This window comes from Nocardioides sp. dk884, assembly GCF_009557055.1.
In the GTDB taxonomy this organism is placed as follows: Bacteria; Actinomycetota; Actinomycetes; order Propionibacteriales; family Nocardioidaceae; genus Nocardioides.
Genome location: NZ_CP045649.1, coordinates 4055536 through 4081321, shown reverse-complemented (window position 1 = coordinate 4081321; position 25786 = coordinate 4055536). Strand labels below are relative to the sequence as shown.

The 25786-nt window shown below is 73.0% G+C and carries 24 protein-coding genes; 8 read left to right on the top strand and 16 right to left on the bottom strand.

Going from position 1 to position 25786, the window contains the following annotated elements:
* Positions 1 to 34 precede the first annotated feature (34 nt).
* Positions 35 to 1270, top strand: a complete 1236-nt coding sequence (locus GFH29_RS19460) for a fatty acid desaturase family protein (RefSeq protein ID WP_153325379.1) — start codon at positions 35 to 37, stop codon at positions 1268 to 1270.
* A gap of 53 nt (positions 1271 to 1323) precedes the next feature.
* Here GFH29_RS19460 and GFH29_RS19455 read toward each other — a convergent pair whose 3' ends face one another.
* Complete coding sequence (locus tag GFH29_RS19455) at positions 1324 to 2067, bottom strand: peptidase E (protein WP_228387633.1); 744 nt, start codon at positions 2065 to 2067, stop codon at positions 1324 to 1326.
* Between the two features lie 86 nt (positions 2068 to 2153).
* On the opposite strand from GFH29_RS19455, the gene GFH29_RS19450 reads away from it, so the two are divergent.
* Positions 2154 to 2426 carry a hypothetical protein gene (locus tag GFH29_RS19450; protein ID WP_153325378.1) on the top strand — a complete coding sequence of 91 codons (273 nt, stop codon included), beginning with the start codon at positions 2154 to 2156 and terminating at the stop codon, positions 2424 to 2426.
* 81 nt (positions 2427 to 2507) lie between these two features.
* On the opposite strand, the gene GFH29_RS19445 is transcribed toward GFH29_RS19450, so the two are convergent.
* The gene (locus GFH29_RS19445) at positions 2508 to 4121 is read right to left on the bottom strand and encodes an LVIVD repeat-containing protein (protein ID WP_153325377.1); all 1614 of its coding nucleotides are present in this window, start codon (positions 4119 to 4121) and stop codon (positions 2508 to 2510) included.
* Positions 4122 to 4279: 158 nt separating this feature from the next.
* Here GFH29_RS19445 and GFH29_RS19440 point away from each other — a divergent pair, with 158 nt between their 5' ends.
* From GFH29_RS19440 to GFH29_RS19425, 4 genes are all read left to right on the top strand, one after another.
* On the top strand, positions 4280 to 4975 hold the full coding sequence (locus GFH29_RS19440) for a DUF305 domain-containing protein (protein ID WP_153325376.1): 696 nt from the start codon (positions 4280 to 4282) through the stop codon (positions 4973 to 4975).
* 76 nt (positions 4976 to 5051) lie between these two features.
* Positions 5052 to 5729 (top strand): response regulator transcription factor, encoded by a 678-nt coding sequence (locus GFH29_RS19435; RefSeq protein ID WP_153325375.1) that lies wholly within the window; start codon positions 5052 to 5054, stop codon positions 5727 to 5729.
* On the top strand, positions 5722 to 7128 hold the full coding sequence (locus GFH29_RS19430; protein ID WP_153325374.1) for a sensor histidine kinase: 1407 nt from the start codon (positions 5722 to 5724) through the stop codon (positions 7126 to 7128). The genes GFH29_RS19435 and GFH29_RS19430 overlap by 8 nt, the downstream gene beginning before the upstream one ends.
* Positions 7129 to 7240: 112 nt before the next feature.
* The gene (locus GFH29_RS19425; protein ID WP_153325373.1) at positions 7241 to 7786 is read left to right on the top strand and encodes a PepSY domain-containing protein; all 546 of its coding nucleotides are present in this window, start codon (positions 7241 to 7243) and stop codon (positions 7784 to 7786) included.
* 22 nt (positions 7787 to 7808) lie between these two features.
* Here GFH29_RS19425 and GFH29_RS19420 read toward each other — a convergent pair whose 3' ends face one another.
* Genes GFH29_RS19420 through pgm form a run of 5 tightly spaced genes read right to left on the bottom strand, consistent with a single transcriptional unit; the run spans position 7809 to position 12976 of the window.
* The gene (locus GFH29_RS19420) at positions 7809 to 8537 is read right to left on the bottom strand and encodes an ABC transporter permease (RefSeq protein ID WP_153325372.1); all 729 of its coding nucleotides are present in this window, start codon (positions 8535 to 8537) and stop codon (positions 7809 to 7811) included.
* Positions 8534 to 9448 carry an ABC transporter ATP-binding protein gene (locus tag GFH29_RS19415; protein ID WP_153325371.1) on the bottom strand — a complete coding sequence of 305 codons (915 nt, stop codon included), beginning with the start codon at positions 9446 to 9448 and terminating at the stop codon, positions 8534 to 8536. Before GFH29_RS19415 ends, GFH29_RS19420 begins: the two co-directional genes overlap by 4 nt.
* Before the next feature lies 1 nt (position 9449).
* On the bottom strand, positions 9450 to 10376 hold the full coding sequence (locus GFH29_RS19410) for an ABC transporter permease subunit (RefSeq protein WP_153325370.1): 927 nt from the start codon (positions 10374 to 10376) through the stop codon (positions 9450 to 9452).
* Positions 10360 to 11292 (bottom strand): ABC transporter ATP-binding protein, encoded by a 933-nt coding sequence (locus GFH29_RS19405; protein WP_228387632.1) that lies wholly within the window; start codon positions 11290 to 11292, stop codon positions 10360 to 10362. The genes GFH29_RS19410 and GFH29_RS19405 overlap by 17 nt, the downstream gene beginning before the upstream one ends.
* A gap of 40 nt (positions 11293 to 11332) precedes the next feature.
* Positions 11333 to 12976 (bottom strand): phosphoglucomutase (alpha-D-glucose-1,6-bisphosphate-dependent), encoded by a 1644-nt coding sequence (gene pgm / locus GFH29_RS19400; protein ID WP_153325368.1) that lies wholly within the window; start codon positions 12974 to 12976, stop codon positions 11333 to 11335.
* 127 nt (positions 12977 to 13103) lie between these two features.
* On the opposite strand from pgm, the gene GFH29_RS19395 reads away from it, so the two are divergent.
* Positions 13104 to 14690 carry a hypothetical protein gene (locus tag GFH29_RS19395; RefSeq protein ID WP_153325367.1) on the top strand — a complete coding sequence of 529 codons (1587 nt, stop codon included), beginning with the start codon at positions 13104 to 13106 and terminating at the stop codon, positions 14688 to 14690.
* 16 nt (positions 14691 to 14706) lie between these two features.
* Here the strand turns inward: GFH29_RS19395 and GFH29_RS19390 are convergent, their stop codons facing one another.
* The 3 genes from GFH29_RS19390 to GFH29_RS19380 all read right to left on the bottom strand — a co-directional run bounded on the left by GFH29_RS19390 (position 14707) and on the right by GFH29_RS19380 (position 17334).
* Complete coding sequence (locus GFH29_RS19390; protein WP_153325366.1) at positions 14707 to 15483, bottom strand: hypothetical protein; 777 nt, start codon at positions 15481 to 15483, stop codon at positions 14707 to 14709.
* A gap of 97 nt (positions 15484 to 15580) precedes the next feature.
* Positions 15581 to 16522 (bottom strand): oxidoreductase, encoded by a 942-nt coding sequence (locus GFH29_RS19385; protein WP_228387631.1) that lies wholly within the window; start codon positions 16520 to 16522, stop codon positions 15581 to 15583.
* A complete protein-coding gene (locus GFH29_RS19380; RefSeq protein ID WP_153325365.1) occupies positions 16519 to 17334 on the bottom strand; it encodes a maleylpyruvate isomerase family mycothiol-dependent enzyme in 816 nt (271 codons plus the stop codon). Before GFH29_RS19380 ends, GFH29_RS19385 begins: the two co-directional genes overlap by 4 nt.
* An 83-nt stretch (positions 17335 to 17417) precedes the next feature.
* On the opposite strand from GFH29_RS19380, the gene GFH29_RS19375 reads away from it, so the two are divergent.
* Positions 17418 to 19205, top strand: coding sequence for an NHL domain-containing thioredoxin family protein (locus GFH29_RS19375; protein WP_153325364.1), 1788 nt, complete (start codon positions 17418 to 17420; stop codon positions 19203 to 19205).
* A gap of 100 nt (positions 19206 to 19305) precedes the next feature.
* Here GFH29_RS19375 and mnhG read toward each other — a convergent pair whose 3' ends face one another.
* The 6 genes from mnhG to GFH29_RS19345 are packed head-to-tail and all read right to left on the bottom strand — an operon-like array spanning position 19306 to position 25663.
* The gene (gene mnhG / locus GFH29_RS19370; protein ID WP_153325363.1) at positions 19306 to 19677 is read right to left on the bottom strand and encodes a monovalent cation/H(+) antiporter subunit G; all 372 of its coding nucleotides are present in this window, start codon (positions 19675 to 19677) and stop codon (positions 19306 to 19308) included.
* Complete coding sequence (locus tag GFH29_RS19365) at positions 19674 to 19976, bottom strand: monovalent cation/H+ antiporter complex subunit F (RefSeq protein WP_153325362.1); 303 nt, start codon at positions 19974 to 19976, stop codon at positions 19674 to 19676. The genes mnhG and GFH29_RS19365 overlap by 4 nt, the downstream gene beginning before the upstream one ends.
* On the bottom strand, positions 19973 to 20542 hold the full coding sequence (locus GFH29_RS19360) for a Na+/H+ antiporter subunit E (RefSeq protein ID WP_153325361.1): 570 nt from the start codon (positions 20540 to 20542) through the stop codon (positions 19973 to 19975). The genes GFH29_RS19365 and GFH29_RS19360 overlap by 4 nt, the downstream gene beginning before the upstream one ends.
* On the bottom strand, positions 20539 to 22221 hold the full coding sequence (locus GFH29_RS19355) for a Na+/H+ antiporter subunit D (protein WP_153325360.1): 1683 nt from the start codon (positions 22219 to 22221) through the stop codon (positions 20539 to 20541). The genes GFH29_RS19360 and GFH29_RS19355 overlap by 4 nt, the downstream gene beginning before the upstream one ends.
* The gene (locus GFH29_RS19350; RefSeq protein ID WP_153325359.1) at positions 22218 to 22739 is read right to left on the bottom strand and encodes a Na(+)/H(+) antiporter subunit C; all 522 of its coding nucleotides are present in this window, start codon (positions 22737 to 22739) and stop codon (positions 22218 to 22220) included. Before GFH29_RS19350 ends, GFH29_RS19355 begins: the two co-directional genes overlap by 4 nt.
* Entirely contained in the window at positions 22736 to 25663 is a 2928-nt protein-coding gene (locus GFH29_RS19345) for a Na+/H+ antiporter subunit A (protein ID WP_153325358.1), read from the bottom strand. The genes GFH29_RS19350 and GFH29_RS19345 overlap by 4 nt, the downstream gene beginning before the upstream one ends.
* Between the last annotated feature and the right edge of the window lie 123 nt (positions 25664 to 25786).

Here is a 25786-nt window from a genome sequence, read left to right as displayed (position 1 = left end):
CCTCCACACGATCTCCACTGCGAGGAGTCCCGCGATGACCGCCATCACCAAGAAGCCCGTCAACCCGATCGCCCACCTGAGCCCCGAGGACATCGAGGACATCGGGCGCGAGCTCGACGCGATCCGCCAGGACATCCTCGAGGCACGCGGCGAGAGCGACGCGGCGTACATCCGCGGCATGGTGGCCTTCCAGCGCCGCCTCGAGCTCGGCAGTCGTGCGGTGCTGCTCGCCAGTGCCTTCCCGCCCGCGTGGGTGGCCGGCACCGTCGGGCTGAGCGTGGCCAAGATCCTCGAGAACATGGAGATCGGCCACAACGTCATGCACGGGCAGTGGGACTGGATGCGCGACCCCAAGATCCACTCCACGACCTGGGAGTGGGACAACGCCTCCACCGCGGAGGGCTGGAAGCACAGCCACAACGAGGTCCACCACACCTACACCAACATCGTGGGCAAGGACAACGACCTCGGCTGGGGCATCATGCGCATGGACGAGGACCAGCGCTGGCACCCGATGTACCTCGCCCAGCCGCTGTTGAACTTCATCAACGCCTGCTTCTTCGAGTACGGCATCGCCGCCTACGACCTCGAGCTCGGCAAGAACCTGCGCATCCCCAAGGAGCGCCGCAGCGAGACGTTCAAGAAGAACGCCAAGAACACGCTGCGCAAGATCCGCAAGCAGGCCACGAAGGACTACCTCGTGCACCCGGCGATGTCGATCCCGACCGGCTCGTTCGTGCCGACCCTGGCCGCGAACTTCACCGCCAACCTGGTGCGCAACCTGTGGTCGCACTCGGTGATCATGTGCGGCCACTTCCCCGAGGGCGTCGAGACCTTCGAGAAGAAGTCGATCCCGGAGAAGGAGACCCGCGGCGAGTGGTACGTGCGCCAGATGCTGGGCTCGGCCAACATCTCCGGCTCCAAGGCCATGCACGTGATGACCGGCAACCTCTCCCACCAGATCGAGCACCACCTGTTCCCGGACCTGCCGTCCAACCGGTACGCCGAGATCGCGCCCAAGGTGAAGGCGCTGTTCGCGAAGTACGAGCTGAACTACCACGAGGCCCCGCTGCCCGTTCAGGTCGCGAGCGCCTGGCACAAGGCGGTCCGGCTCTCGCTGCCCAACGGCTGGCTGGCCACCACCAACGTCAAGAACGCCCCGCAGCAGCTGAAGCTGCTCTGGGCGATGAGCACCAAGGGCGCCAAGGTCCGCCGCGCCGCCCAGGCCCGCCTGCAGCAGCAGGAGCGCAAGCTGGCGAAGGCGGCCTGACCGGACCCGCTCCCTGGGCGACCAGGCGTTACAGCTGATTCCGGGGCCTCGCCTCACAGCAGCCGTACGGCGAGCGGCTCCTCGACCGCGCCACCCGCGCCGTCGGGGCGGACCCGTAGGGCCCGGCCGCCGGGGCGCTCGGAGACCGCCTCGACCAGCTCGCCGTCGCGCCAGTGCAGGGCGACGCCGTCGTCGAGCGCCCAGCCCGCGGGCAGGGCGCCCGACCCGACGAAGGTCCGGAAGGACTCCTGACGCTCGGCCTCCCCGTCGTAGTGCGGGCAGGCCGAGCCCGGCAGCAGCCCGAGCCCGTCCGGCAGTGGCGCGAGGGGACCGAAGGAGTCGGTCGAGGAGCCCTCGAACCAGCAGTTCATGCCGGCGCTGACCCCCGCCACCACCACCCCCGCCGCCAGCGCCTCGCGCAGCACGGCGTCCAGGCCGTGCAGGCGCCACAGGGCGAGCAGGTTCGCCGTCGAGCCGCCGCCGACGTACAGCACGTCCTGGTGCAGCACGTGCTCGCGCAGGCTGCGGCCCTCGAGCTCGCCGAGGCGGAACAGCGCCAGGGTGCTGGTCTCCGCGCGCCCGGCGAAGGCGGCGTGGAAGCGGTCGGCGTACTCCGGGGAGTCGCCGCTCGCGGTCGGCACGAAGCAGACCCGCGGCACGCCGCCGGCACCCCGGGGTCGCGGGACCTGCGCGAGCACCAGGTCGTCGAGCGGGGACGGGCTGTCGGGGTCGGGACGGACCTCCGGCATGGAGAACCCGCCGCCGCCCAGGGTGAGGATCGTGCCGCGCTGCGTCATGTGCCCATCCAAGCAAGGGGGCGCCGCCCACAGCCCGGCACCGGCGATGTCGGTGGCGAGGCCTAGGCTCAGCACGTGAGGCGACGATGAGCAAGATGGACGCGCTGCGAGCGATGCGCGAGGCGAAGTACGAGGCAGCCCAGAAGGCGGCCGGGAGCGGCACGACCGCCCGGCGCCCGGCGGCCACCCCCACGAAGGCGACGAAGGCTGCTCCGGCCAAGGACACCAAGCGCGGCGCCAAGGCGGCCGAGGCGCCCGCCGCCGACGCGGCGACCGAGCTGTGCGGGCACCGCAACATGAGCGGTCGCACCTGCACCCGCGAGCAGGGGCACGCCGCGAAGTCGCACCGCTACTCCTGAGCCGACGCCACCTGAGCGGACACGGCACCGGGCCGGCGCCCCCGTGAGGGGACGCCGGCCCGGCCGGGTCGAACGCTGGGGTCAGTTGTTGTAGTAGGGCTGCGACTGCGGGTTGAAGATGTCCATGCGGACCTTCTTCGCGCTGCGGACGCGAGCGTCATCGAGCTCGAGGACGTCGAAGCCCTTCTGGATGTCGTTGCTGTAGATGCGGCCGTTGTACCAGTACGCCGACCACGATCCGCCGAGGACCAGCTCGGTGTCGGAGATCGGGCCCCGGTCGAACCAGGCGATCTCCTTCGGCTTGCGGGAGTTGGTGAAGTCGAAGACCGAGATCCCGCCCTGGTACCAGGCCTGGACCATGATGTCCTTGCCCTTGACCGGGATCAGCGAGCCGTTGTGGGCCACGCAGTTCTCGGTCGCGGCCTGCGGACGCGGAATCTTGTAGTAGCTGCGGAACTCCAGCTGCGGGGTGCCCCAGCGGACCTTGCCCGCCTTGCCCTTCTTGTTGCCCTTCTTGGTGCGGGTGATGTCGTAGATCGCATTGGCACCCTTGGTGCGCCCGGTCTCCGGGTTGCACGTCGGCGCGCCACCGCCACCGAGCTCGTCGGTGAAGACGACCTTGGTCGCTGCGTTGTTGAAGGTCGCGGAGTGCCAGAAGGCGAAGTTCTCCTCGTCGCGCACCTGCTCGATCACCTTCGGGTTCTCGCGGTCGGAGATGTCGAGCAGGATCCCGTCACCCATGCAGGCGCCGGCGGCGATGTCCTTGGAGGGGTACGCCGTGATGTCGTGGCAGCCGCTGGTCGTGGCGGAGTAGCCCTCGCCGGTGTTGCCGCCGTCGGGGAAGAGCACCGGGGTGTTCACGAGCGAGCTCGTGGCCGGGTCCTTGACCGGCACCTTGACGATGCTGATCTTGTCGTGCGGCGGCTGGCAGTCGGGGAAGGCCGCGTTGGGCGAGTAGGAGGAGACGTAGACGAAGAGGTTCCGCCCGCGCTTGTCCGGGGCCAGCGTGTGGGTGTGCGAGCCGCAGGCGGTCTCGACCGCGGCGACGTACTCGGGGGCCTCGGGGTCGCTGATGTCGAAGACGCGGACGCCCTCCCAGGCGGCCTGGTCCTGCGCGGTCAGCGGCGTGCTGCTGCAGGAGTCGTCGCTGCGGCTGGAGTCCACCGAGAGCACCAGCAGGTCGCCGTAGACGGAGATGTCGTTCTGCGAGCCCGGGCAGACGACCTGGGTGACGATCCGCGGGTGCTTGGCCCGGGTGATGTCGTAGACCATGAAGCCGTTGTAGTTGCCCGCGAAGGCGTACTTGCCCTTGAACGCGAGGTCGGAGTTGAGCGCCGAGACGTCGGCGAAGGCGCCCTGCTTGGGGATGTTGGCGATCAGCGAGAGGTTGTCGCTGCTGTCGGTCTCGCCGGGCTTGAGGGCCCGTGCGGGGGTGCGGAGCGTCGAGAAGTCGTTGCCGGCGATGTCGCAGGCGGCGACGAAGTTGTCGCCGAGCGCCGCGAGCTCCTTGCGCTCCGCCGCACTGCACCCGTCGGCGGTGGTCGAGGTGACCCCGGGCTCGTCGTGGTCGTCGTCGTGCGCGATCGCGGGCGTGGCGGCGAGGGCCAGGGCCAGGCTCAGCGCACCGGCCGCTCCTGCGGCGAGCTGCCGCCATCCGGTGCTGAGGCGTTTCGCGCCTCGACGTGGTGTGGTCATAGTCCGAGAACCTTTCGTGGGGGGAGGTGCCTGTTCCCCAGACGCCCTCCTCTGTCATACCGTGTCCCAGATCACTGCGTAAAGACCTCTTCGGGTCTATTCGCGCTGACGTCACGGCTCCACACACCCCCTCGACAGCACCTCGAAAAGGACGCCACGTGGTCTCGGGAACCCCGCGCACCTACCTGTACGCCGCCGCGCTCGTCGGCGCCCTCCTGCTCCTCCCCGCGTGCTCGGAGGACACCGAGCCCGCACCGGGGGCGGACGCCGCGAGCACCACCGGCACCGATGAGCTCACCGTGATCGTGCCCGGCAAGCCGCGGGAGACCGCGCGCACCGTGGGGCCCGACGACATCGAGGTGGAGGACCCCTGGAACCACGCCGACGTGGCGTTCTTGCAGATGATGATCCCGCACCACGCCCAGGCCCTGGTGATGTCGGAGCTGGCCGACACCCGCGCCTCGGACCCGCGGGTGCGGCGCCTCGCCGAGCGGATCGGGGCGGCCCAGCGGCCCGAGATCCTGGTGATGGCCGGCTGGCTGGAGGAACGTGGCGCCGAGGTGCCGCGCGCCAGCGAGGACCCCTCGGCGTACGACCACGGCGAGCACGGGCACAACGAGATGCAGGGCATGCTCACGCCCGCCCAGATCAAGGCCCTCGAGCGCGCCTCGGGGCCGGAGTTCGACAGGCTCTTCCTCGAGGGCATGATCGGCCACCACGAGGGAGCGGTCGCGATGGCCGAGGACGTCGCCCGCGACGGCGCCCACGTGCGGGTCAGCGAGATCGCCTCCGACGTGATGGTCGGTCAGCAGGACGAGATCGACATCATGCGCCGGATGCTCGCCGGCCGCTGAGCCCGCACGCTGTCTTCAGCGCAGCTTCAGCAGCCTTCGGGGAGAATGACGGTCCCCGACCCTCCGGAGGTTCCTCATGCGCGTGCTCGTCGTCGACGACGAGGTGCGGCTCGCCCGGTCGCTGAAGGTGGGGCTGGAGGCCGAGGGCTTCGCGGTCGATGTGGCCCACGACGGCACCGACGGCCTCTGGCTGGCGCGCGAGCACGACTACGACGCGATCGTGCTGGACCTGATGCTGCCGGGGATCAACGGCTACCGGGTCTGCGCGGCCCTGCGCGCGGAGCAGAACTGGACCCCGGTGCTGATGCTCACCGCCAAGGACGGCGAGTGGGACCAGGTCGAGGGGCTCGACACCGGCGCCGACGACTACCTGACCAAGCCGTTCTCGTTCCCGGTGCTCGTCGCGCGGCTGCGCGCGGTGGCCCGGCGCGGGGCGCGGCCCCGGCCCACCCTGCTCGAGGCGGGTGACCTGCGCGTGGACCCGGCCGCCCGCCGGGTCTGGCGCGGTGAGGAGGAGGTCGCGCTGACCGCCCGGGAGTTCTCGCTGCTCGCGTTCCTGGCCCGCCACCGCGGCGACGTCGTCTCCAAGCGGCAGATCCTCGACGCGGTCTGGGACGTGGACTTCGACGGCGACCAGAACATCGTGGAGGTCTACGTGCGCCACCTGCGCAACAAGCTGGACCGGCCCTTCGGGCGCGAGGCGATCCAGACCGTGCGGGGCGCGGGCTACCGGCTGGCGAGCAACGGTGGCTGAGCGGCGCCTGGCCCGTGCGTCGGTGCGGGTGCGGACCACGGCCGCCGCCGTGCTCGTGGTCGCCCTGGTCCTGGTCCTGGGCGCGGTCGTGCTGGTGTTGTTGGTGCGCGGCTCGCTGCGCGAGGGCCTGGAGAGCAGCGCGGAGCAGCGGGCCACCGAGCTGGCCACCCAGATCGAGACGTCCGGGCTGCCGCGCTCGGGGACGGCCGACGAGGACCCCGACGACCCCGACGATCCCGAGGACGCCGACGAGCCCGACGAGCTGGTCTGGCAGGTGCTCGCCCCGGACGGCACGGTCCTCAGCGCCTCACAGCCGCTCGGCCGCCCGCTGCCGAGCGAGGACACCGACCGGGCCGAGCTGCCGGGCGCCGACCAGCCCTACGTCGTGGTCACCCAGGACGCTGACGTCGGTGGCCGCGAGTACGTCGTGTCGGTGGCCGCCTCCCTGGAGGACGTCGACGATTCCACCGCCGCGCTGCTCCCGCCGCTGCTGGTCGGCGTACCGCTGGTGCTGCTGCTCGTCGGTGGCACCACCTGGGCGGTGGCGACTCGGGCGCTCGCGCCGGTCGAGCGGATCCGGGCAGAGGTCGAGCAGATCACCGGCGACCGGCTGGACCGGCGGGTCCCCGAACCGCCGTCACGCGATGAGATCCACCGGCTGGCCCGCACGATGAACCAGATGCTCGAGCGTCTGGAGGGCTCGCGGGAGCGGCAGCAGCGCTTCGTTGCCGACGCCTCCCACGAGCTGCGCTCGCCGCTGGCCAGCATCCGGCAGACCGCCGAGGTGGCCCAGGCCCACCCGGGAGCGCTGCCCGAGGGGGAGCTCGCCGAGGCGGTGCTCGAGGAGTCCGGGCGCATGCAGCGGTTGGTGGAGCAGCTGCTGGTGCTCACCCGGGCCGGCGAGGCGACAGGGGCGCACCCCTCGTACGACGTCGACCTGGACGACCTCGCCCTGGCGGAGGCCCGCCGGGTACGCCGCGGCGAGCTGGAGGTGGACACCTCCGGCATCGGGCCGGGGCGGGTCCGCGGCGACGGCGTCGCGCTGGGCCAGGTGGTGCGCAACCTCGTCGACAACGCCGTCCGGCACGCCGAGACGACCGTCCGGCTGGCGGTCCGCGAGCAGGCCGAGGACGTGCGGGACCCGGTCGTCGAGCTCGTGGTGGAGGACGACGGGCCCGGGATCCCCGAGGCGGAGCGGGAGCGGGTCTTCGACCGGTTCGTCCGCCTCGACGAGGCCCGCGCGCGCGACGCGGGTGGCAGCGGGCTCGGGCTGGCGATCGTCCGGGAGATCGTGACCGCCCACGGCGGCTCCGTCACGCTCACCTCGGCGCCTGCCGGCGGTGCACGGTTCGTGGTGCGGCTCCCGGCCCCCGCCGAACCCCCCGACGCACGGACCTGAGGCGCGGACCTGAACGCGCGTTCAGACGGGTTCAGGTGAGCTTCAGCGACCTCGACGCAGGCTGGGGGCGTCCCCCAGTCGGGGGTGCTTTCCCAGCAGAGAGGCCACCACCATGAACATCACCACGCTTCGCCGCAAGCGCATCGTCCTGCCCACCCTCGCCGTGCTCGCCGCCGTCGGGATCGGCGGGACCGTCTGGACCGCCACCGCGAGCGAGACCGGTGTGGACGGGGCCGAGCGTGACCGCGTCGGAGCGGCCGCCACCGAGGCCGTCGGCGGCACCGTCGTGGACGTCGAGACCAGCGACGACCGGGGTGAGACCTATGAGGTCGAGGTGCGCCTCGACGACGGGTCCGAGGTCGACCTCGCGCTCGACGAGGACCTCGCGGTGGTTGCGGAGGAGCGCGACGGCGACGACCAGGACGGCGACGACCAGGACGCCGACGACCGCCCGGTGGGCGACGCGGAGTGGTCCGCCGCGGAGAAGGCCGCCCTGGGCGCGGTCGAGGGCGGGACCGTCCTCGACGTCGAGGCCAGCGACGAGCCCGGCGCCGCCTGGGAGGTCGAGGTCCGCGACGCCGACCGCGCCGAGTGGGACGTCGTGCTCGACGCCGACTTCGCGGTGCTGCGCACCGACGCCGACGGCACCGACGACTGACGCGCCGGGCCGGCTGCGGCGACTACTCGTCGCCGGTGAGGTTGAACGCCCGCAGCCGGCGCCCGGTCAGCCAGGCCCCCAGGACGATGACCACCACCGAGGCGACCACGGCGTACCACGGGCTCAGACCGCCGACCAGGTGCACGCCGGCGATCGTGTCGACGATCTCGCCGGCCCAGCGGGTGATGCTGAGCCAGCGCACCCCGTCGAGGAGGCCGCCCAGCAGCCCCTCCCAGCCCAGCAGGTAGATCAGCCCGATCACGATCGCGTGCCGGGTCATCACCGACAGCAGGGCGAACAGCGAGCAGTAGGCGAGCCCGGCGACCAGGCCGGCGACGAGGAAGCCGAGCGCCAGCGACGGCTCGGAGGAGAGCAGCACCAGCCCCGCCACCAGCAGCGGTACGGCGGCGAAGACGACCACGCACGCCGCCGCGACCGCGAGCTTGCTGGCCACGATCGTGTAGCGCGAGATCGGCTTGGCCAGCAGGTAGGAGATCGAGCCGTCGTCGATCTCGGGGGCGAGCAGTCCGCTGGTCGCCAGCAGCGCGACCAGCGGCACCGTGACGACCAGCCCGAACGCGTAGAGGGTGTTCTCGGCGGCGCCGGGGTCGGCACCGACCAGGGCGCGCACCAGCACGGCGAGGCCGACCAGGCTCAGCGGCAGCACGAACAGCAGCGCGCCGCGCCAGCGCCCGAAGACGCTGCGCACGCCGAGCCGGACGATCGTCGGGGACAGGACGGGGCTGCTCATGAGGACACCAGGTAGCCGAAGACGCTCTCGAGCGACTCGTCGGTCGGGCTCACCTCGAACAGGCGGATGCCGTGCTCGCGCGCCAGCCTCGGCAGCACCTCGCTGAACCGGCCGAAGTCCGAGGCCTCCAGCTCGATCCCGCCCTCCGCGCGCAGCCGGGCGCCACGCACCGAGGGGTCCTGCATCAGCGCGGCGGCCAGGACCCGGTCGTCGCCGGAGCGGAGCACGAACCGGTTCGGCCGGTCGGTCATCAGCCGGCGGATCGCGCCGAAGTCGCCGGAGGCGGCGTGCCGCCCGGCGACCACCACCTCGATCTGACGGGCCACCTGCTCGACCTCCTCGAGGATGTGGGAGCTGAACAGCACCGTGCGGCCCTCGGCGCCCATCGTCCGCAGCAGCTCCATCAGGTGGATGCGCTGGCGCGGGTCCATCCCGTTGAACGGCTCGTCGAGCAGCAGCACCGCCGGGTCGTGCACCAGCGCGGAGGCCATCTTGATCCGCTGCCGCATCCCCTTGGAGTACGTCGAGATCGAGCGGTCCTGGGCGTCGGTGAGCTCGATCAGCGCGATCGCCCGCTGGGCGGCCGCCCCGGGGTCGGGCAGGCCGTGCAGCTCGGCGTTCGCGACCACGAACTCGCGCCCGGTCAGGTAGTCGAACAGCGCCTCGCGCTCGGGGACCAGCCCGACCTTGCGGTACACCGCCTCGTTGCGCCACAGGGGCTCCCCGTCGAGGGTGACGGTCCCGGTGGAGGGGGCCAGGAACCCCGACATCAGCGCGATCAGCGTGGACTTGCCGGCGCCGTTGGGACCCAGCAGGCCGGTGACGCCGGGCCCGATGGTCATCGAGACGTCGTTGACCGCGACGACGTTGCGGTACCACCGGGAGACGTGGTCGATCACGATCGTGCTCATCTCAGTCGACCCTCCGGTAGCGGGTGAGCAGTGCCCCGATCGAGGCCAGCACCACGGCGAGGACGCCGAGCACGTAGAGGAGTCCCATCCCGGTTCCCTTCGGTGGCGTCGCGGTGGCGGCCGGGGAGTCGAAGAGGAACACCTGCACCCCGTTGACGAGCGTGTACGGCGAGAACAGCCCGGCGACCTGTCCGACCGTGTCGTGGTCGGTGGCGGCGGCGACCCCCTGCACGGTCGAGACCAGCGTGAAGCTCACCAGCAGCACCACGATCACGGCGGTCACCGCCAGCCCGCGGCGTACGGTCAGTGCGGCCACGACGGCGGCCAGGCCGGCCAGGCAGGCCGCGAGCAGCGCGGCGCCGACCAGCCCGCCCAGGAACCGGCCGGTCTCCCGGGCCAGCGGCAGGTCGGCGAGCACCCCGCCGAGGTACATCAGCAGCAGGGGGGCGCCGATCAGCACGAAGGTGGCCACCGTCAGCGAGGCGAACCGCACCAGCACGTAGGTCCGGCGCGGCATCGGGCGGGCCAGGTAGAGCGTGATGGTGCGAAAGCGCAGGTCCCGCGAGATCAGCGCCGGCGCCTGGGAGGCCACGAACACCGAGATCAGCAGCTGGGTGGTGATCGGGTAGGTGGAGTAGGCGACGAGCTGCTCGTCAAGGCCGAGCAGGTCGCGCGCCTGCACCAGCACCCCGACCAGGATCAGGGCCGGCAGCAGCATCAGCCCGAGCAGCAGCATCGGCAGCACCTTCGAGCGCCCGGAGCGGCCCAGGCCGTAGGTGTGGCGCAGGCCGGTGAGGAAGAACGCCCGTGCCACCGCGGTGCCGCCGAGACGCGGGCCGGTGTAGCGCCGGTAGCCGAGATCGTGGATGACGCCGGTGCCGGCGCCCGGCGCGGCCGAGGCGGGGGAGCGCTCAGACGGGCTGGACACTGCCGGCACCTCCCTCGCGGAAGACGTCCTCGATGCGGTGGTGGCGCTCCTGCATCCGCACCAGTCCCAGGCCGAGGTCGACGGTCAGGTCGCGGACCACGTCGGGCGTGCGCTCGTCGCGCACGTCCACCTCGACCAGCCGTCCCTCGGCCGGACGCGCGGTCAGGCCGGCGTCCAGCAGGGCCTGCCCGAGCAGCCGGTCGGCGTCGGGTCGTCCCTGCACCTCGACCAGCAGGCTGCCGGTGGCGTGCAGGAAGTCGGAGGTCGCCGAGGAGCGCAGCAGCCGCCCGGCGTCGAGGACGACGATGTGGTCGCTGACCCGCTCCAGCTCGCCGAGCAGGTGGGAGGTCACGAGCACCGCGATGCCGAACTCGGTGCCGATGCGGCGTACCAGCGCGAGCATGTCGTCGCGGGCCGAGGGGTCCAGGCCGTTGGTCGGCTCGTCGAGGAGCACCAGCTGCGGGTCGTGCACGAGCGCCTGGGCGAGCTTCGCGCGCTGCTTCATGCCGGTGGAGTAGCCGCCGATCGGGCGGTAGCGCTCCTCGGCGAGGCCGACGTGGCGCAGCACGTCGGAGGCCCGCTCGCGCGCCGCCGGGTAGGGCAGCCCGGACATCTGGCCCAGGTGCACCACCAGGTCGCTCGCCGAGACGTCGGCGGGCAGGCAGTCGTGCTCGGGCATGTAGCCGACCAGGGCCCGGATCGCGGCGCCCTCGGTCGCGACGTCGTGGCCGAGCACCCGGGCGCTGCCGTCCGTCGCCGGCAGCAGGCCCAGGAGGATCTTGATCAGCGTGGACTTCCCGGCGCCGTTGGCCCCGACCAGCCCGGTGACCCCCTCCCCGACGCGCACGTCGAGGTGGTCGAGGGCGGTGACGCGGGGGTAGCGCTTGGTCAGCCCCGCGGTCTCGATGACGGACACGAGCGCCACGGTAGCCGGGATGTCACGGCCGGGCCGGTGATCAGCCCTCCAGTGCGGACTGCACGACTGCCCGGGCCTCCTCCTGCACCTGGGCGAGGTGGTCGGGGCCGCGGAAGGACTCGGCGTAGATCTTGTAGACGTCCTCGGTGCCGGAGGGGCGCGCGGCGAACCACGCGGACTCCGTGGTCACCTTGAGCCCGCCGATCGAGGCGCCGTTGCCGGGTGCCTCGGTGAGGCGGGCGGTGATCGGCTCGCCGGCGAGGCTGGTGGCCGTGACGGCGTCGGGGGAGAGCGCGGCCAGCGCCGCCTTCTGCTCGCGGGTGGCGGGCGCGTCGACGCGGGCGTACGCCGGCTCGCCGTGCTCGGCGACCAGCGCGGCGTAGCGCTGCGACGGGGTCTCGCCGGTGGTCGCGAGGATCTCGGCGCCGAGCAGGCACAGCAGCAGGCCGTCCTTGTCGGTCGTCCACACCGAGCCGTCGCGGCGCAGGAACGAGGCGCCCGCGGACTCCTCGCCGCCGAAGCCGAAGGAGCCGTCGAGCAGCCCGGGGACGAACCACTTGAACCCGACCGGCACCTCGACCAGCGGCTTGCCGATCGAGGCGGCGACCCGGTCGATCATCGAGGAGGAGACCAGGGTCTTGCCGATCCGGGCGGTGGCCGGCCAGTCCGGGCGGGCGCCGCCGAAGAGGTGGCCGATCGCGACGGCGAGGAAGTGGTTGGGGTTCATCAGCCCGGCGTCGGGGGTCACGATGCCGTGCCGGTCGGCGTCCGCGTCGTTGCCGGTCGCGATGTCGTAGGCCGCACGCTGCTCGACCAGCGAGGCCATCGCGGACGGGGAGGAGCAGTCCATCCGGATCTTGCCGTCCCAGTCCAGCGTCATGAACCGCCAGGTGGGGTCGACCAGCGGGTTCACCACGGTCAGGTCCAGGCGGTGCCGCTCGGCGATCGCGCCCCAGTAGTCCACCGACGCCCCGCCCAGCGGGTCCGCGCCGATGCGCACGCCGGCGCCGCGGATCGCGTCCAGGTCGAGCACCGAGGGCAGGTCGTCGACGTAGGTGCCGAGGAAGTCGTAGGTGCCGGCGGCGCGGCGGGCCCGGGCGAACGGCACCCGACGCACGTCGGCCAGCCCGCCGCGGATCAGCTCGTTGGCGCGCGCGGCGATCGCCGAGGTGGCCTCGGAGCCGGCGGGGCCGCCGTGCGGCGGGTTGTACTTGAAGCCGCCGTCGGCCGGCGGGTTGTGCGAGGGCGTCACCACGATGCCGTCGGCGAGGCCGGGGCCGGTGCTCCGCCCGCCGTTGGCGCGCAGGATGGCGTGGGAGACCGCAGGCGTGGGCGTGTAGCGGTCGGCCGCGTCCACGAGCACCGTCACGTCGTTGGCGGCGAGCACCTCGAGGGCAGTGGCCCAGGCGGGCTCGGACAGCGCGTGGGTGTCGCGGCCGAGGAAGAGCGGGCCGTCGTACCCCTGCTCGCGGCGGTGGTCGCAGATCGCCTGGGTGGTGGCCAGGATGTGGGTCTCGTTGAACGACGAGCGCAGCGAGGAGCCGCGGTGACCGCTGGTGCCGAAGGCGACCTGCTGGTCGGGGTCCTCCGGGTCGGGGGTCCGGGTGAAGTACGCCGTGACCAGGTGGGCCACATCGATGAGGTCCTCGGGGCGGGCGGGCTGTCCTGCGCGGGCGTCGAGCATGGGGACCATGATGGCGTCCCCGGGCCGGCCGCGTCACGACGCGTCCGAAGTCCCGGCGCGGGCGGTGGTGCGGTGCGATGATTCCTCCCATGCGTCGCACCAGTCACACCGGCGCGGGGGCCCGGCGATGAGGTTCCAGCGCACGCTCGCGCTGGGCGTCGCGTTCCTGGCCTTCCTGCTGCTCGGCCCGGTCGTGCTGCTCGTGGTCCTCGGGCTGCTCGCGGTGCCGCGGGTGCGGGCCTGGCTGCGCCCGACCTGGCGGGTCGTGGCGGGCTGGGTGGGCGCGGTCGTGGTGGTCACCGGTCTCGTGGTGGTGATCCCGGACGGCTGGCTGCCGGTGCCGCCGGGACCGGGGCTCGCGGTCACCCCGTCGTACGTCGGCCGGCCGGCGCGGGTGCAGCCGATCGAGATGGCGGTGCCCCAGCACCCGGCGCTGGCGCCGAACGGGCGCAGCAGCATGCACAACGACGCCTGGTCGAGCGACGCCTACCCCGGGCCGGGTCCGGTCGGCGACTCCGTGGAGGTCGACACCGCGTGGTTCGGCCTGGAGGAGTGCGCGACGCTCGCCTTCGACCGCCACGACCGGCTGGTGGCGCTGTGCGGCGACCTGTCCGGGCCGACGCTGCGGGTGCTGGACCCGGACTCGATGCGGCCGCTGGCCACCAAGAGCCTGCCCGAGCGCGCCGACAGCGACGTGCGGCCGTGGGAGGACCTGTGCGGCGGGTCGTACTTCTACCTCGACTCCTCCGACCGTGCGGTGCTCGCCACGACCGACCGGCGGGTGCTGGTGGTGTCCACCTCCGACGCCGAGGGCGAGCCCGACCTGACCACCGAGGCGACCCACGACCTCAGCGCGGTGGTGCCGGGCTCGGACTGCCTGGTGGCGCTGATGCCGGACTGGTCGGGACGGATCTGGTGGGTGAGCCGGGAGGGCCGGGTCGGCACCATCGCCCGCGACGGGCGGATCGCCGCGCTGGAGCTCGGCGAGGAGGTCGCCAACTCGATGTCGGTCGACGCGACGGGGGTCTACCTGGTCACCACCGAGGCGCTGCACAAGCTCGCCGCCGATCGCCGTGACCGGCCGGTGGTGCGGTGGCGCACGGCGTACGAGCGCGGGAGCGAGCGCAAGCCGGGCCAGCTGACCCAGGGCAGCGGCACCACCCCGACGATCCTCCCCGGTGGGATCGTGGCGATCACCGACAACGCCGAGCCGCGGATGAACGTCGTGTTCGTGCGCGCCGACGACGGCGCCGAGGTGTGCCGGGCCGCGGTGTTCGACGAGGGATCGGGCGCGACCGAGAACTCGCTGGTCGCGGTGGGCGACGGGGTCGTGGTGGAGAACAACCACGGCTACGCCGCGCCGTGGCGCACCCTGATCGGGCGCAGCACCACCGGCGGCTTCGCGCGCGTCGACCACGGCGACGGCGAGTGCCGGCTGGTGTGGACCTCCGAGGAGGTGGCGCCGTCCTCGGTGGCGAAGGCGTCGCTGGCGACCGGGCTGGTCTACGCCTGGACCAAGCCGCGCAGCTGGTGGGGCGTCAACGCGTGGTACTTCACCGCCCTCGACGCCCGCACCGGGCGCACCGTCTTCTCCGTGCGCGCCGGGCTCGGCACCTTGATGAACAACCACTACGCCGCGATCACCCTCGGCCCCGACGGCTCGGCGTACATCGCCACGCTGGGCGGGATGGTGCGGGTGCGGGACAAGGGGTGAGGGCGGCGCCCCCGCGTTACAGCTGGTCGGGCCGGCCCTCCGTGCTGTCGTCGGCGCTCTCCTCTGGGCGCTCCTCGAGGCTCGCCCGCGCCACCGCCCGCCGCTCGGCCTGGTGGCGCCGGCGGCGTACCTCACCACGGGCGAGCACGTAGGCCAGCACCACCGGCCAGACGTACGACGCGTGGTCGAGCACCCAGGCCAGCCAGCCGGGCAGAGACCAGTCCGGCCACGGGATGCTCGGCAGGTCCGGCCACGGGATCGAGGGCAACGACCAGTCCGGCCAGGGGATGCTCGGCAGGTCCCAGTCCGGCCACGGCACGGTGAGCGCGAGACGCGCCAGCAGCGCCGCCACCAGGATCGGCACCAGGACGGTGGCCACCCCGCCCGCGGTCTGGATGGCGGCGTACCGGCGCGGGTGCGCGAGCACCTTCTCCTCGTACGCCGCGGCGCGCGAGCCCGGCTCGGGGTCCAGGTCGATCCCGCCGAGGCCGGTGAGCGAGGTCAGCCCGTCGGCCTCCTCGGCGGTGTAGAGCGTGGCGCGCCGGGGCCGGCCCAGGTGGGTGAACAGGACCCCGACCATGCCGAGGCCCTCGGGGAGGCGCGTGCGCTCGTCCTCGTCGAGACCCTCGCCGGGCTTGACCCGGATCTTGTCGTCCATCGACTTCTTGCGCGCGACGACGACGCCGTCGTGCAGCCAGGTGACCTGCCGGTTGACGGTGCCCCGCACCTCGACGCGGTGCCGCCCCTGGGCGGTGGCGAGGTCCCAGGCCTGCTCGAGCTTCGGTTCACCCACCCCGCGAGGCTAGTCGAGCGTCCGCGCCGCCATTGGCGCCGACTCGGGCAACCACTGGCGCCGACTCGCGCAACCACACGCGCCGACTCGGCGCCGGTCAGGGGTAGCGGATGCCCGTGACCTCTTCGCTGAGCTCCCACAGCCGGCGCTGGGCGGCCTCGTCGTGCGCGCGGGCGTTGGCCTCGACCACGCGGGGCAGGCCGGACATCTCGCCGGGACCGCCCGGGCCGCAGAAGGTCGAGCCGGGGAGGTCGGCGGTGGCGGCCATCAGGGTCGGCTGGGCGCCCGCGGCGGCGCTCTGGGAGACCCCGCGGATGGCGGCGTCGAGGATGGAGGCGAGGCCGCCGCGGGAGCGGCCGTACTGCCCGTTCGCGGCCAGGTGGGTGCCGGCGAAGCCGGGGTGCGCGGCGAGCGCCTTGACCGGCAGCGCGGCCGCGCGGGCGCGCCGGTCGAGCTCGAAGGTGAACAGCAGGTTGGCCAGCTTGCTCTGCCCGTAGACGTGCCAGCGGTGGTAGCGCCCGCTCGAGCGCCGCGGGTCCCCGAGCGGGGCGCTGCGCGCGACGCGGTGCATGGTCGAGGACACCGTCACCACCGTCGCGGAGCCGCTCGCCACCAGCTGGGGCAGCAGCAGGCCGGTCAGCAGGAACGGCCCGAAGTGGTTGGTCGCCATCTGCAGCTCGAGCCCGTCGGCCGTGCGGGAGTACGCCGTGCCCATGACGCCGGCGTTGTTGACCAGCACCTCGAGCGGCCCGAGCGTCGCGGCCGCCTCGCCCGCGCGGCGTACCGAGGCCAGGTCGGAGAGGTCGACGCGCAGCCGGTCCAGCTCGGCGCCGGGGACCTCCGCGCGGATCGCCGCGGTCGTCTCGTCGAGCTTGGTGTCGGTGCGCCCGGCGAGCACCACCCGGGCGCCGCGACGGGCGAGCTCGAGCGCGGTGTGGTGGCCGAGACCGCCGGTGCTGGCGCCGGTGATCAGCACCGTGCGCCCGGTCTGGTCGGGCATGTCGGCCAGGCGCCAGCTGTCCACCGGGACGCCGCTCACGGCGTGGTCGCCAGCGCCTCGAGGATGCGCTGGCCGAGGGCAGGGTCGCCCTCCAGGTGCACCGCGCCCGGACCCACCGCGCGGCGGCCGCCGGCGAGCAGCAGGAAGCTCTCGCGGTCGGTGCGCAGCCGCACCGTGGGCTCGGCGGGCACCTCGGGCAGCCGCTCGCCGCGCCCTGCGTCGGTGACGACGAACGCGACCGGCTCGCTGCCCTCGACCTCCGCGACCAGGGTCGTGCCGGCGGGCGCGCCCACCCGCTTGGCCAGCACGAAGCCGACGCTCTCGAGCAGGTAGTCGGTGGTGTGCCGGGCCGCGGGGGTGTCCAGGCCGCCGGGCAGCCCGACCGCGCGGCGTACGTCCTGCTCGTGCATCCACACGTCCAGCGGCCGGTTGCGCAGCAGCGTGCGCCAGTCCCACGGCACGCCGGCGAAGACCCGCCCCGGACGCGCCGAGGCGTCGGTGGGCGGGTCGGCCAGCAGCGCGGTGTGGCGGGCGGTGGCCGACTCGCGGATCTCGCGGATCAGCTCGTCGGGGGTCGCGGTACGCCGGTTGACCGGGCCGATCTCGGTGTAGAGGCCCATCGGGCCGCTCACGTGCGCGGGCTCGCCGACCTCGGCCTGCTCCTCGACGCCGGTGGCGAGCACCTTCTCCAGGTGGGCCACGTGCGCGGCGACCGCGCGGACGTCCCAGCCGGGCAGGTCGGTCGGTGCGTCCCAGTGCTCCTCGGGGATCTGCTCCAGCAGCGTGGTGAAGTCGTCGATCGCCCGCCACCAGATGTCGACGTACCCGGCCAGGAGCTCGGCATCAGTCATGCGGGGCAGCGTAGACGTACCGTGGGTACGCCCGCACCGGTGCCGCTGCGGGCGGGCAACCGGCGCCGGAGCACAATCGTGCGGTGAGCACCCGCCCCCGCGTCCGCGCCCCCGAGCTCGAGGGCCGCGGCTGGTTGAACACCGACGGCCCCCTGACCCTGAAGGACCTGCGCGGCCGCTTCGTGCTGCTGGACTTCTGGACCTTCTGCTGCATCAACTGCCTGCACGTCCTCGACGAGCTGCGCGCGGTGGAGGAGGAGTACGCCGAGGAGCTGGTCGTCATCGGTGTGCACTCCCCGAAGTTCGTGCACGAGGCCGACCCGGTGGCGCTGGCCCAGGCGGTCGAGCGCTACTCCGTGCACCACCCGGTGCTCGACGACCCCGACCTGGTCACCTGGCGCGCCTACACCGCCCGGGCCTGGCCGACGCTGGTGCTCATCGACCCCGAGGGCTACGTCGTCGCGCAGTACGCCGGGGAGGGCCACGCCCACGCGATCGCCGCCCTCCTGGGCGAGCTGGTCCCGCAGCACCGCGAGCGCGGCACGCTGCAGCCCGGCGACTCGCCGTACGTCCCGGTCGCGGTGGAGCCGACCGACCTGCGCTTCCCGGCGAAGGCGGTGCCGGTGGGTGACGGGCGCGTGCTCGTCGCCGACGCCGGGCACGACGCGGTGGTGGAGCTGGGCGCCGACGGGGCGGCGCGGCGGCGCTTCGAGGGGTTCCGCGAGCCCAACGGGCTGTGCCTGCTGCCGCCGGACGTCGCCGCCGAGGTGGGCTACGACGTGGTGGTCGCCGACACCGTCGCGCACCGGCTGCGGGGGATCTCGCTGGCCGACGGCGAGGTCCGCACGCTCGCCGGCGACGGGACCCAGTGGATGCAGGGCGACGGCACCGACCGGCTCTCCAGCCCCTGGGACGTCGCCTGGTGGCAGGACCGGGTCTGGGTCGCGATGGCCGGGATCCACCAGCTGTGGACCCTCGACCCGCGCACCGGCGCCGTGGAGGTGGTCGTCGGCACCAGCAACGAGGGGCTGCTCGACGGGCCGGGCGCGGAGGCATGGCTCGCCCAGACCTCCGGGCTGGCGCCCGACGGCGACCGGCTCTGGCTCGCCGACTCCGAGACCTCCGCGCTGCGCTGGGTGGAGGCGTCCGAGGACGGCGCCGGCTGGGCGGTGCGCACCGCGGTCGGCAGCGGGCTGTTCGACTTCGGCTTCCGCGACGGCCCTGCCGAGCAGGCGCTGCTCCAGCACCCGCTCGGGGTGACGGTGCTGCCCGACGGCAGCGTCGCGGTCTGCGACACCTACAACGGCGCGCTGCGCCGCTTCGACCCCGCGACTGGCGAGGTCAGCACGCTCGCCACCGACCTCGCCGAGCCGAGCGGTGCCTACGTCGACACCGACACCGGCACCGAGCCCGCCCAGCTGGTGGTCGTGGAGTCCGGCGCGCACCGGCTGACCCGGGTGCCGCTCGGCGCCGCGGCCACCCGCACCGACGGGTTCGCGCACACCACCCAGCGCCCGGTGACCGACGTGCCGGCCGAGCTGGAGCTGGTGATCACCTTCGAGCCGCCGCCGGGGCAGAAGGTCGACGACCGCTTCGGCCCCGCGACCCAGCTCATCGTGGAGGCGACCCCGCCGGCGCTGCTGCGCGAGGGCGCGGGCCGCGGCACCGACCTGGTCCGCCGCCTGGTCCTGGACCGCCACGTCGGCGACGGGGTGCTCCACGTCGCCGCGCGCGCCGCCTCCTGCGACGCCGACGGCGGCGAGGGCGCCGCCTGCCGCATGCACCAGCAGGACTGGGGCGTGCCGGTCCGGATCAGCGACGCCGCTGCCGGCGAGCTGCACCTCCCGCTCGGCGGCGTACCGCAGGAGTGAGGCGCCCGCGGCCTGTAACGCGGGGTTATCGTCGCTGCACCCACCGCATACGGCGTGTGCAGCGTCAATAACCCCGCGTTACAGCGGGGAGGGGGCAGGGCTACGGCGCCCCGCGCGGCTCCTCGTCGGAGAGCACGCCGCTGAGCTCGTCGACGACGAGCAGGTCGCGGCGGACCTGGCCGGCGCGGAACGAGGCGCGGCCGACCATGTGGCCGGCGACGACGCTGGTGCCCATCTGCATCAGCACGACCAGGCCCAGGATCCCCAGCGAGCCGGGGTCGCGCAGGCTGAGCGCGAGGCCGACGACGACCAGCAACAGGCCGATCACCTGCGGCTTGGTCGCGGCGTGCATGCGGCTGAGCAGGTCGGGCAGTCGTACGACGCCGATCGCCGCGATCAGGGCGAAGAACGCCCCGCCCAGCAGGCAGACGGCGGCGAGCACGTCGGCGACGGTGGTCCAGTCCCAGCTCACGGATGCCCCCGGTGGTCGTCGCTGTCGTCTTCGGCCTCGATGTCATCGGTGCCGCTCGCGTAGCGCGCGATGCTCACCGAGCCGACGAAGCCGACCATGCTGAGCACCAGCAGCACCGGCAGCGCGTACGTCGTGTGCCGGTGGATGGAGTACACCGCGATGCCGCAGATCGTCACGGCCATCAGCACGTCCAGGGCGACGCTGCGGTCCAGGATCGTGGGGCCGATGGTCAGGCGGATCACCGTCAGCAGCGCGGCGACCCCCAGGGTCGAGGCGGTCAGGAGAAGGACGATGCTCATGCCGCACCTGCCTCGGTCGCGGGGTCGGGTCGGGGCGTGAAGGCGGCCAGGAAACGCTGCTCCTGGTCCAGCGCCCGCGCGCGGAACCGGTCGGCCGCCGCCTCGTCGGGGACGTCCAGCACGTGCAGGTAGAGGGTGTGGGTGGAGCGGCGCGCCTCGACGACGACCGAGCCCGGCACCAGCGACAGCATCGAGGCCACCCCGGTCAGCACGAAGTCGGAGGTGGTCTCCAGGTCCACCGCGACCACCGCGTTGCGCACCGGGCGGCGCCGCAGCACGACCCCGGCCACCTGCACGCTCGCCATCACGATGTCGATCAGGAACCGACCGGTGAGCCGCAGCGCGGCCCACGGGTGGACCTTGAGGTGGAGCTCGATGGGCGGGAGCGGGAAGACCAGGCACACCACCACCGCCATCAGCAGGCCCGACACGACCAGCATCGGCGTCACGTCGCCCCACAGTGCCATCCAGACCAGCGTCAGCCAGATCAGCGCGCCCGGCTGCACGGCGCGGTAGCGACTGGGCTTCACGCTGCCGTCGCGCCGGGGGGTCACCTGCGGGCTCACTGCTCGTCTCCCGTCAGCACGGCGCTGAGGTACGGCGTGCGCTCCAGCAGGTCGTCCGCGGCCCGGTCGCTGAAGGCGAACAGCGGCCCGGCGAGGAAGGTGAGCCCCACGCTGAGCGTGACCAGCAGGGCGGTGGGCAGGACCATGCTTCGTGGCATGTGCTTGGTGTCGTCACCGTCGGTGATGAGCTGGTGGAAGTCACGGTCGGGCATGTCATCGTCGCCGAGGCGACGGGCCTCCTCGATCGCGGTCAGCGACAGCGAGCCCTGGGCGGTGTGCACGTGGCCGCGGTGCTCGGCGAAGGCCTGCGAGCCGTAGCCCGGGTCGCGGTCGGCGATCTCCTCGAGCGCCTCGTGGGCCTCGGCGGGGGTGCGCCAGAACGCGACCGCCCAGGTCTTGGCCACGGCGTACAGGGTGAGCAGGCTGGTGAGCACGCCGCCCACGACCAGCACCCAGGCCAGCACGGAGCCCTGGTCCTGCGCGGCCTGGAGCAGCCCGACCTTGCCGATGAACCCGGAGAACGGCGGGATGCCGGCCAGGTTCATCGCCGGCACGAAGAACAGCACGGCCAGCAGCGGCGCGATCCGGGCCAGGCCCCCGATGCGCATCAGCGACGTGCTGCCCGCGCGGCGCTCGACCAGGCCGACCACCAAGAAGAGCGCGGTCTGCACGGTGATGTGGTGCACGACGTAGAAGACCGTGCCCGCGACACCGGCGGAGGTGGCCAGCGCGATGCCCAGCACCAGGTAGCCGATGTGGCTGACCAGGGTGAAGGACAGCATGCGCTTGATGTCGGACTGCGCGATGGCGCCGAGGATGCCGACCAGCATCGTCAGCAGCGCCGCCCACATGAGCAGGCCGGTCAGCGGGCTCTCGGGGAACAGCAGCGTCTGCATCCGCAGGATCGCGTAGATGCCCACCTTGGTGAGCAGGCCGGCGAAGACGGCGGTGACCGGGGCGGGGGCGGTCGGGTAGCTGTCGGGCAGCCAGAACGACAGCGGGAAGACCGCCGCCTTGATCGCGAACGTCGTGAGCAGCAGCAGCTGGATCATCAGCGCCACGTGGTCGGGCAGGTCGGCGATCCGCTCGGCCAGGTGGGCCAGGGTGAGCGTGCCGGTGGCGGCGTACACGACGGCCAGCGAGATCAAGAACAGCGTCGAGGACAGCAGGTTGACCAGGACGTAGATGGTGCCGGCCCGCAGCCGGGTGGCGGTGCCGCCGAGGGTCAGCAGCACATAGCTGGCGAACAGCAGCATCTCGAAGCTGACGAACAGGTTGAACAGGTCACCGGCGAGGAACGCGTTCGCGACGCCGGCCACGAGCACCAGGAACGTCGGATGGTAGACCGAGAGGGTCGCGTCCTCCTCGTCCTCGGTCATGCCCTGGCCGATGGAGTAGCCGAGGACCGCGAGGGTCACCACCGCGCTGACCAGCAGCATCAAGGTGGCCAGCCGGTCAGCGACGAGCACGATGCCGAGGGTCTCCGGCCAGCCGCCGATCCACAGGACCTGCGGGCCGTCGGTGTCGGCGGCCACCATCAAGATGGCGGCGATCACCACGATCGAGCTGAGCACGACCACGCTGACCCAGCGCTGCAGGCGCGGGTGCTGGCCGAGCACCAGGGAGAGTCCGGCGCCGAGGATCGGCAGCAGGACGGGAAGGGGGACCAGGGCGCTCACGGGCGGGGCTCCGTTCCGGGTACGGCGTCGAGGGCCGTGCCGTAGGTGACCGAGCCGCTGGCACCGGGGGTGTCGTCGCACTCGCGCGGGTCGTCGCTGACGTCGGTGTCCTCGTCGGACGCGGCGTCGTACGCCTCGGAGGTGACGTCGGTGGCGGCCAGCCGGCGGATGGCGGCGTCCTCGACGTCGTCCTGTACGTCGTCGTGCTGGTTGAGCTGCCAGCTGCGGTAGGCCATCGCCAGCACGAAGGCCGTCGTGGCGAGCGTGATCACGATGGCGGTCAGCACCATGGCCTGGGGCAGCGGGTCGGACATCTCGGCGGCGTCGCTGCTCTCGGCGCCGACGATCGGGGCCGAGCCGGCCGGGCCACCGGCGACGAGGAAGGCCAGGCTGACGCCGTTGCCCATCATCACCAGGCCGACCAGCACCCGCGACAGGCTGCGTTCGAGGAGCAGGTAGACCCCGCAGCCGAGGAGGGCGGCGGAGATCAGGACCAGGGTCAGGTTGATGTCGTTCATGCGCGGGCTGCCTCCTCGGCAGACGTCGTCTCCCCGGCGACGGGCTCGCTCATGAGCCCGGTCTCGGACTCCCGGCGGGCACGCACGACCTGACGGTCGATGTGGGAGCCCAGGGCACGCAGCAGGTCGAGGACCAGCCCGACGACGACGAGGTAGACGCCGACGTCGAAGAGGGCCGAGGTGACCAGGTGCAGGTCGCCCAGGACGGGGATGTGGAGGTCGACGATGGCGCTCTGCAGGATCGAGCCGCCGAAGGCGAGCGGCAGCACGGCGGCCAGTGCGGCCACGGCGAGCCCGCCGCCGATCAGCCGGCCGGCGTCGACCGGTGCCGCCTCGTCGAGCTCGTAGCGCCCGCCCACCAGGTAGCGCACGACCAGCGCCAGGCCGGTGACCATGCCGGCGGCGAAACCGCCGCCGGGCTCGTTGTGACCGACCAGCAGCAGGTAGATCGAGAACACGACGACCGTGTGGAACATCAGCCGGGTGACCACCTCGAAGATGATCGAGCGGCTCTCGGGCGGGAGCGTGCGCGGCGCGGCCAGCCACGGTCGGCGCCCGGGCGAGGTCGGCTGCTTGCGCACGGTCGGCGGGTAGGGGATCTCGTGCACGCGGCGGATGCCGGTGCCGCGGGTGTTGACGAAGATCAGGCTCGCGACGCCGGTCGCGGCCGCGACCAGCACAGTGATCTCACCGAAGGTGTCCCAGGCGCGGGCGTCGACGAGGATCACGTTGACGATGTTCTTGCCGCCGCCGTAGTCGACCGCCTCCTGGGGCAGCATCAGCGAGACCGGGTCGGCGACCCGGGCGCCGGCGGCGACGAGCATGAACCCGGCCGAGACGATCGCCACGGCCAGGCCGAGGGCCATCCGCCAGTAGCGCTGGCGCGAGAGCGGCCGGTCGGTGAAGTACTCCGGCATCCGGCGCAGCGCCAGCACGAAGACCACGACGGTGAGCGTCTCCACCAGCGCCTGGGTCAGCGCCAGGTCCGGGGCGCCCTGCATGACGAACAGCAGCGCGGTGCCGTAGCCGGTGGCGCCGGCGAGCAGCACCGCGCGCAGGCGGCGGCGCGACCGGGTCGCCATCACCGCGGCCGCGACGACCACGACGCCGATCACCGCCTGGGCGGGGTGCTCCCAGGCCTGGACGTCGATGTCACCCCAGGCGCCGATCAGCGTCGAGCCGGGGACGACGACCACGACGGCCAGGATGATCGCGAGGTACGCCGAGGCGGAGCCTCGCTGCACGACACCGGTCACCTCCACGGCGGTGCGGTCGAGGACGCGCATGCCGCTGCGGTAGGCCCGCTCGAGGGTCCAGTCCACCGTCCAGCGCGACTGCAGCCGCGCCACCCGGTCGCGCATCACGAACATCAGCGCACCGCCGGCGAGGGCCAGCAGGGTCGCCAGCAGCGGCAGCCCGAGGCCGTGCCACAGGGACAGCTCGGCGTGGTGGACCCCCTCCGGGACCGCCTCGAGGTACGGCGCGAGCAGCTCGGTGACCGGGCGGCCCAGGAAGCCCAGGACCAGCGAGAGCGCGGCGAGGAGCACCGGGCCGGCGGCGAAGCCGGGGTGGACCCGCGCCACGGTCGGCTCCTCCTCGACCGTGCGGGTGGCGAAGGCGCCCCACACGAAGCGGGCGGAGTACGCAGCGGTGAGCACCGAGCCCAGCACGACGCCGAGCAGCGCGAGCCACCCGGCCGCCCCGGCGAGGCCGGTGCCGTCGCCGTCCTTGGCGACGTCCAGCACCGCCACGAGCACGCTCTCCTTGGCGACGTACCCCAGGAGCGGGGGGACGCCGGCCATCGAGGCGGCGGCCAGGACCGCGGCGCCGGCGACCACCGGCATCCGCCGGCCCAGGCCGCTGAGGCGGCGCAGGTCGCGGGTGCCGGCGCTGCGGTCGATGATGCCGACCACCAGGAACAGGGTGGCCTTGAACAGCGCGTGGGCCAGCAGCAGGGCCAGGCCGGCCAGCAGCGCGCTGCGAGTGCCGATGCCGAGCACCATGATCAAGAAGCCGAGCTGGCTCACCGTGCCGAAGGCGAGCAGCAGCTTGAGGTCGGTCTGGCGCAGCGCGCGCAGCCCGCCGAGCAGCATCGTGGCGATGCCGAGGACCAGCAGGACCGGGCGCCAGCCCGCGACCCCGGCGTACACCGGGGCGAGCAGGGCGACCAGGTAGACGCCGGCCTTCACCATCGAGGCGGCGTGCAGGTAGGCGCTCACCGGGGTGGGCGCGGCCATCGCCGCGGGCAGCCAGAAGTGGAAGGGCACCAGTGCGGACTTGCTGATCGCGCCGACCAGGAGCAGGTGGATGGCGACCGTGACGGCGACCCCGCTCGGCGGGTCGGCGAGCAGCTCGCTGATCCGGTGGGTGCCGCCCTCGTGGCCCAGGATCAGTGCGCCGACGAGCATGCTCAGCCCGCCGAGGGTGGTGACCACCAGCGCCTGGATCGCCGCCTGGCGGCTGGCCCGGCGAGCCGGGTCGTGGCCGATCAGCAGGAAGGAGAAGACAGTGGTCAGCTCCCAGAAGACGTAGAGCAGCAGCAGGTCGTCGGCCAGGACCAGGCCGAGCATCGCGGCGACGAAGGCGGTGAGCACGCCCGCGAAGCGGGGTACGCCGAGGCTGTCGTCGCGGAAGTACCAGGTGCAGTAGGCGAGCACGAGAGACCCGACGCCGAGCACGATCATCGCGAGCAGCCACTGCAACGGGCCCATGCGGAAGGCCAGCTCCATGCCGATGCTCTCGACCCACGGATGGGTCTCGCTCAGCGTCTCGCCGCGCGACACGGCGGGACCTTGGGCAGCGACCCACGCCGTACCGGCGAGCGGGCCGAGGGAGACGAACAGGAACGCGCGACGGCCCCAGCGGCGTACCAGCCACGGACAGGCCGCCGACATCGCCAGCAGGACGGCGACCAGGATCAGCAAGGACCAGCCTTTCGGAGCCTCAGGCATCGGGGACGACAGGTGGTGAGAGTCAAGTCGATTCTACGGGGCGGTAGCCAGCGCCCACGCGGCGCGGGGCGCCGCTGGACGCGGACGACCCCCGCC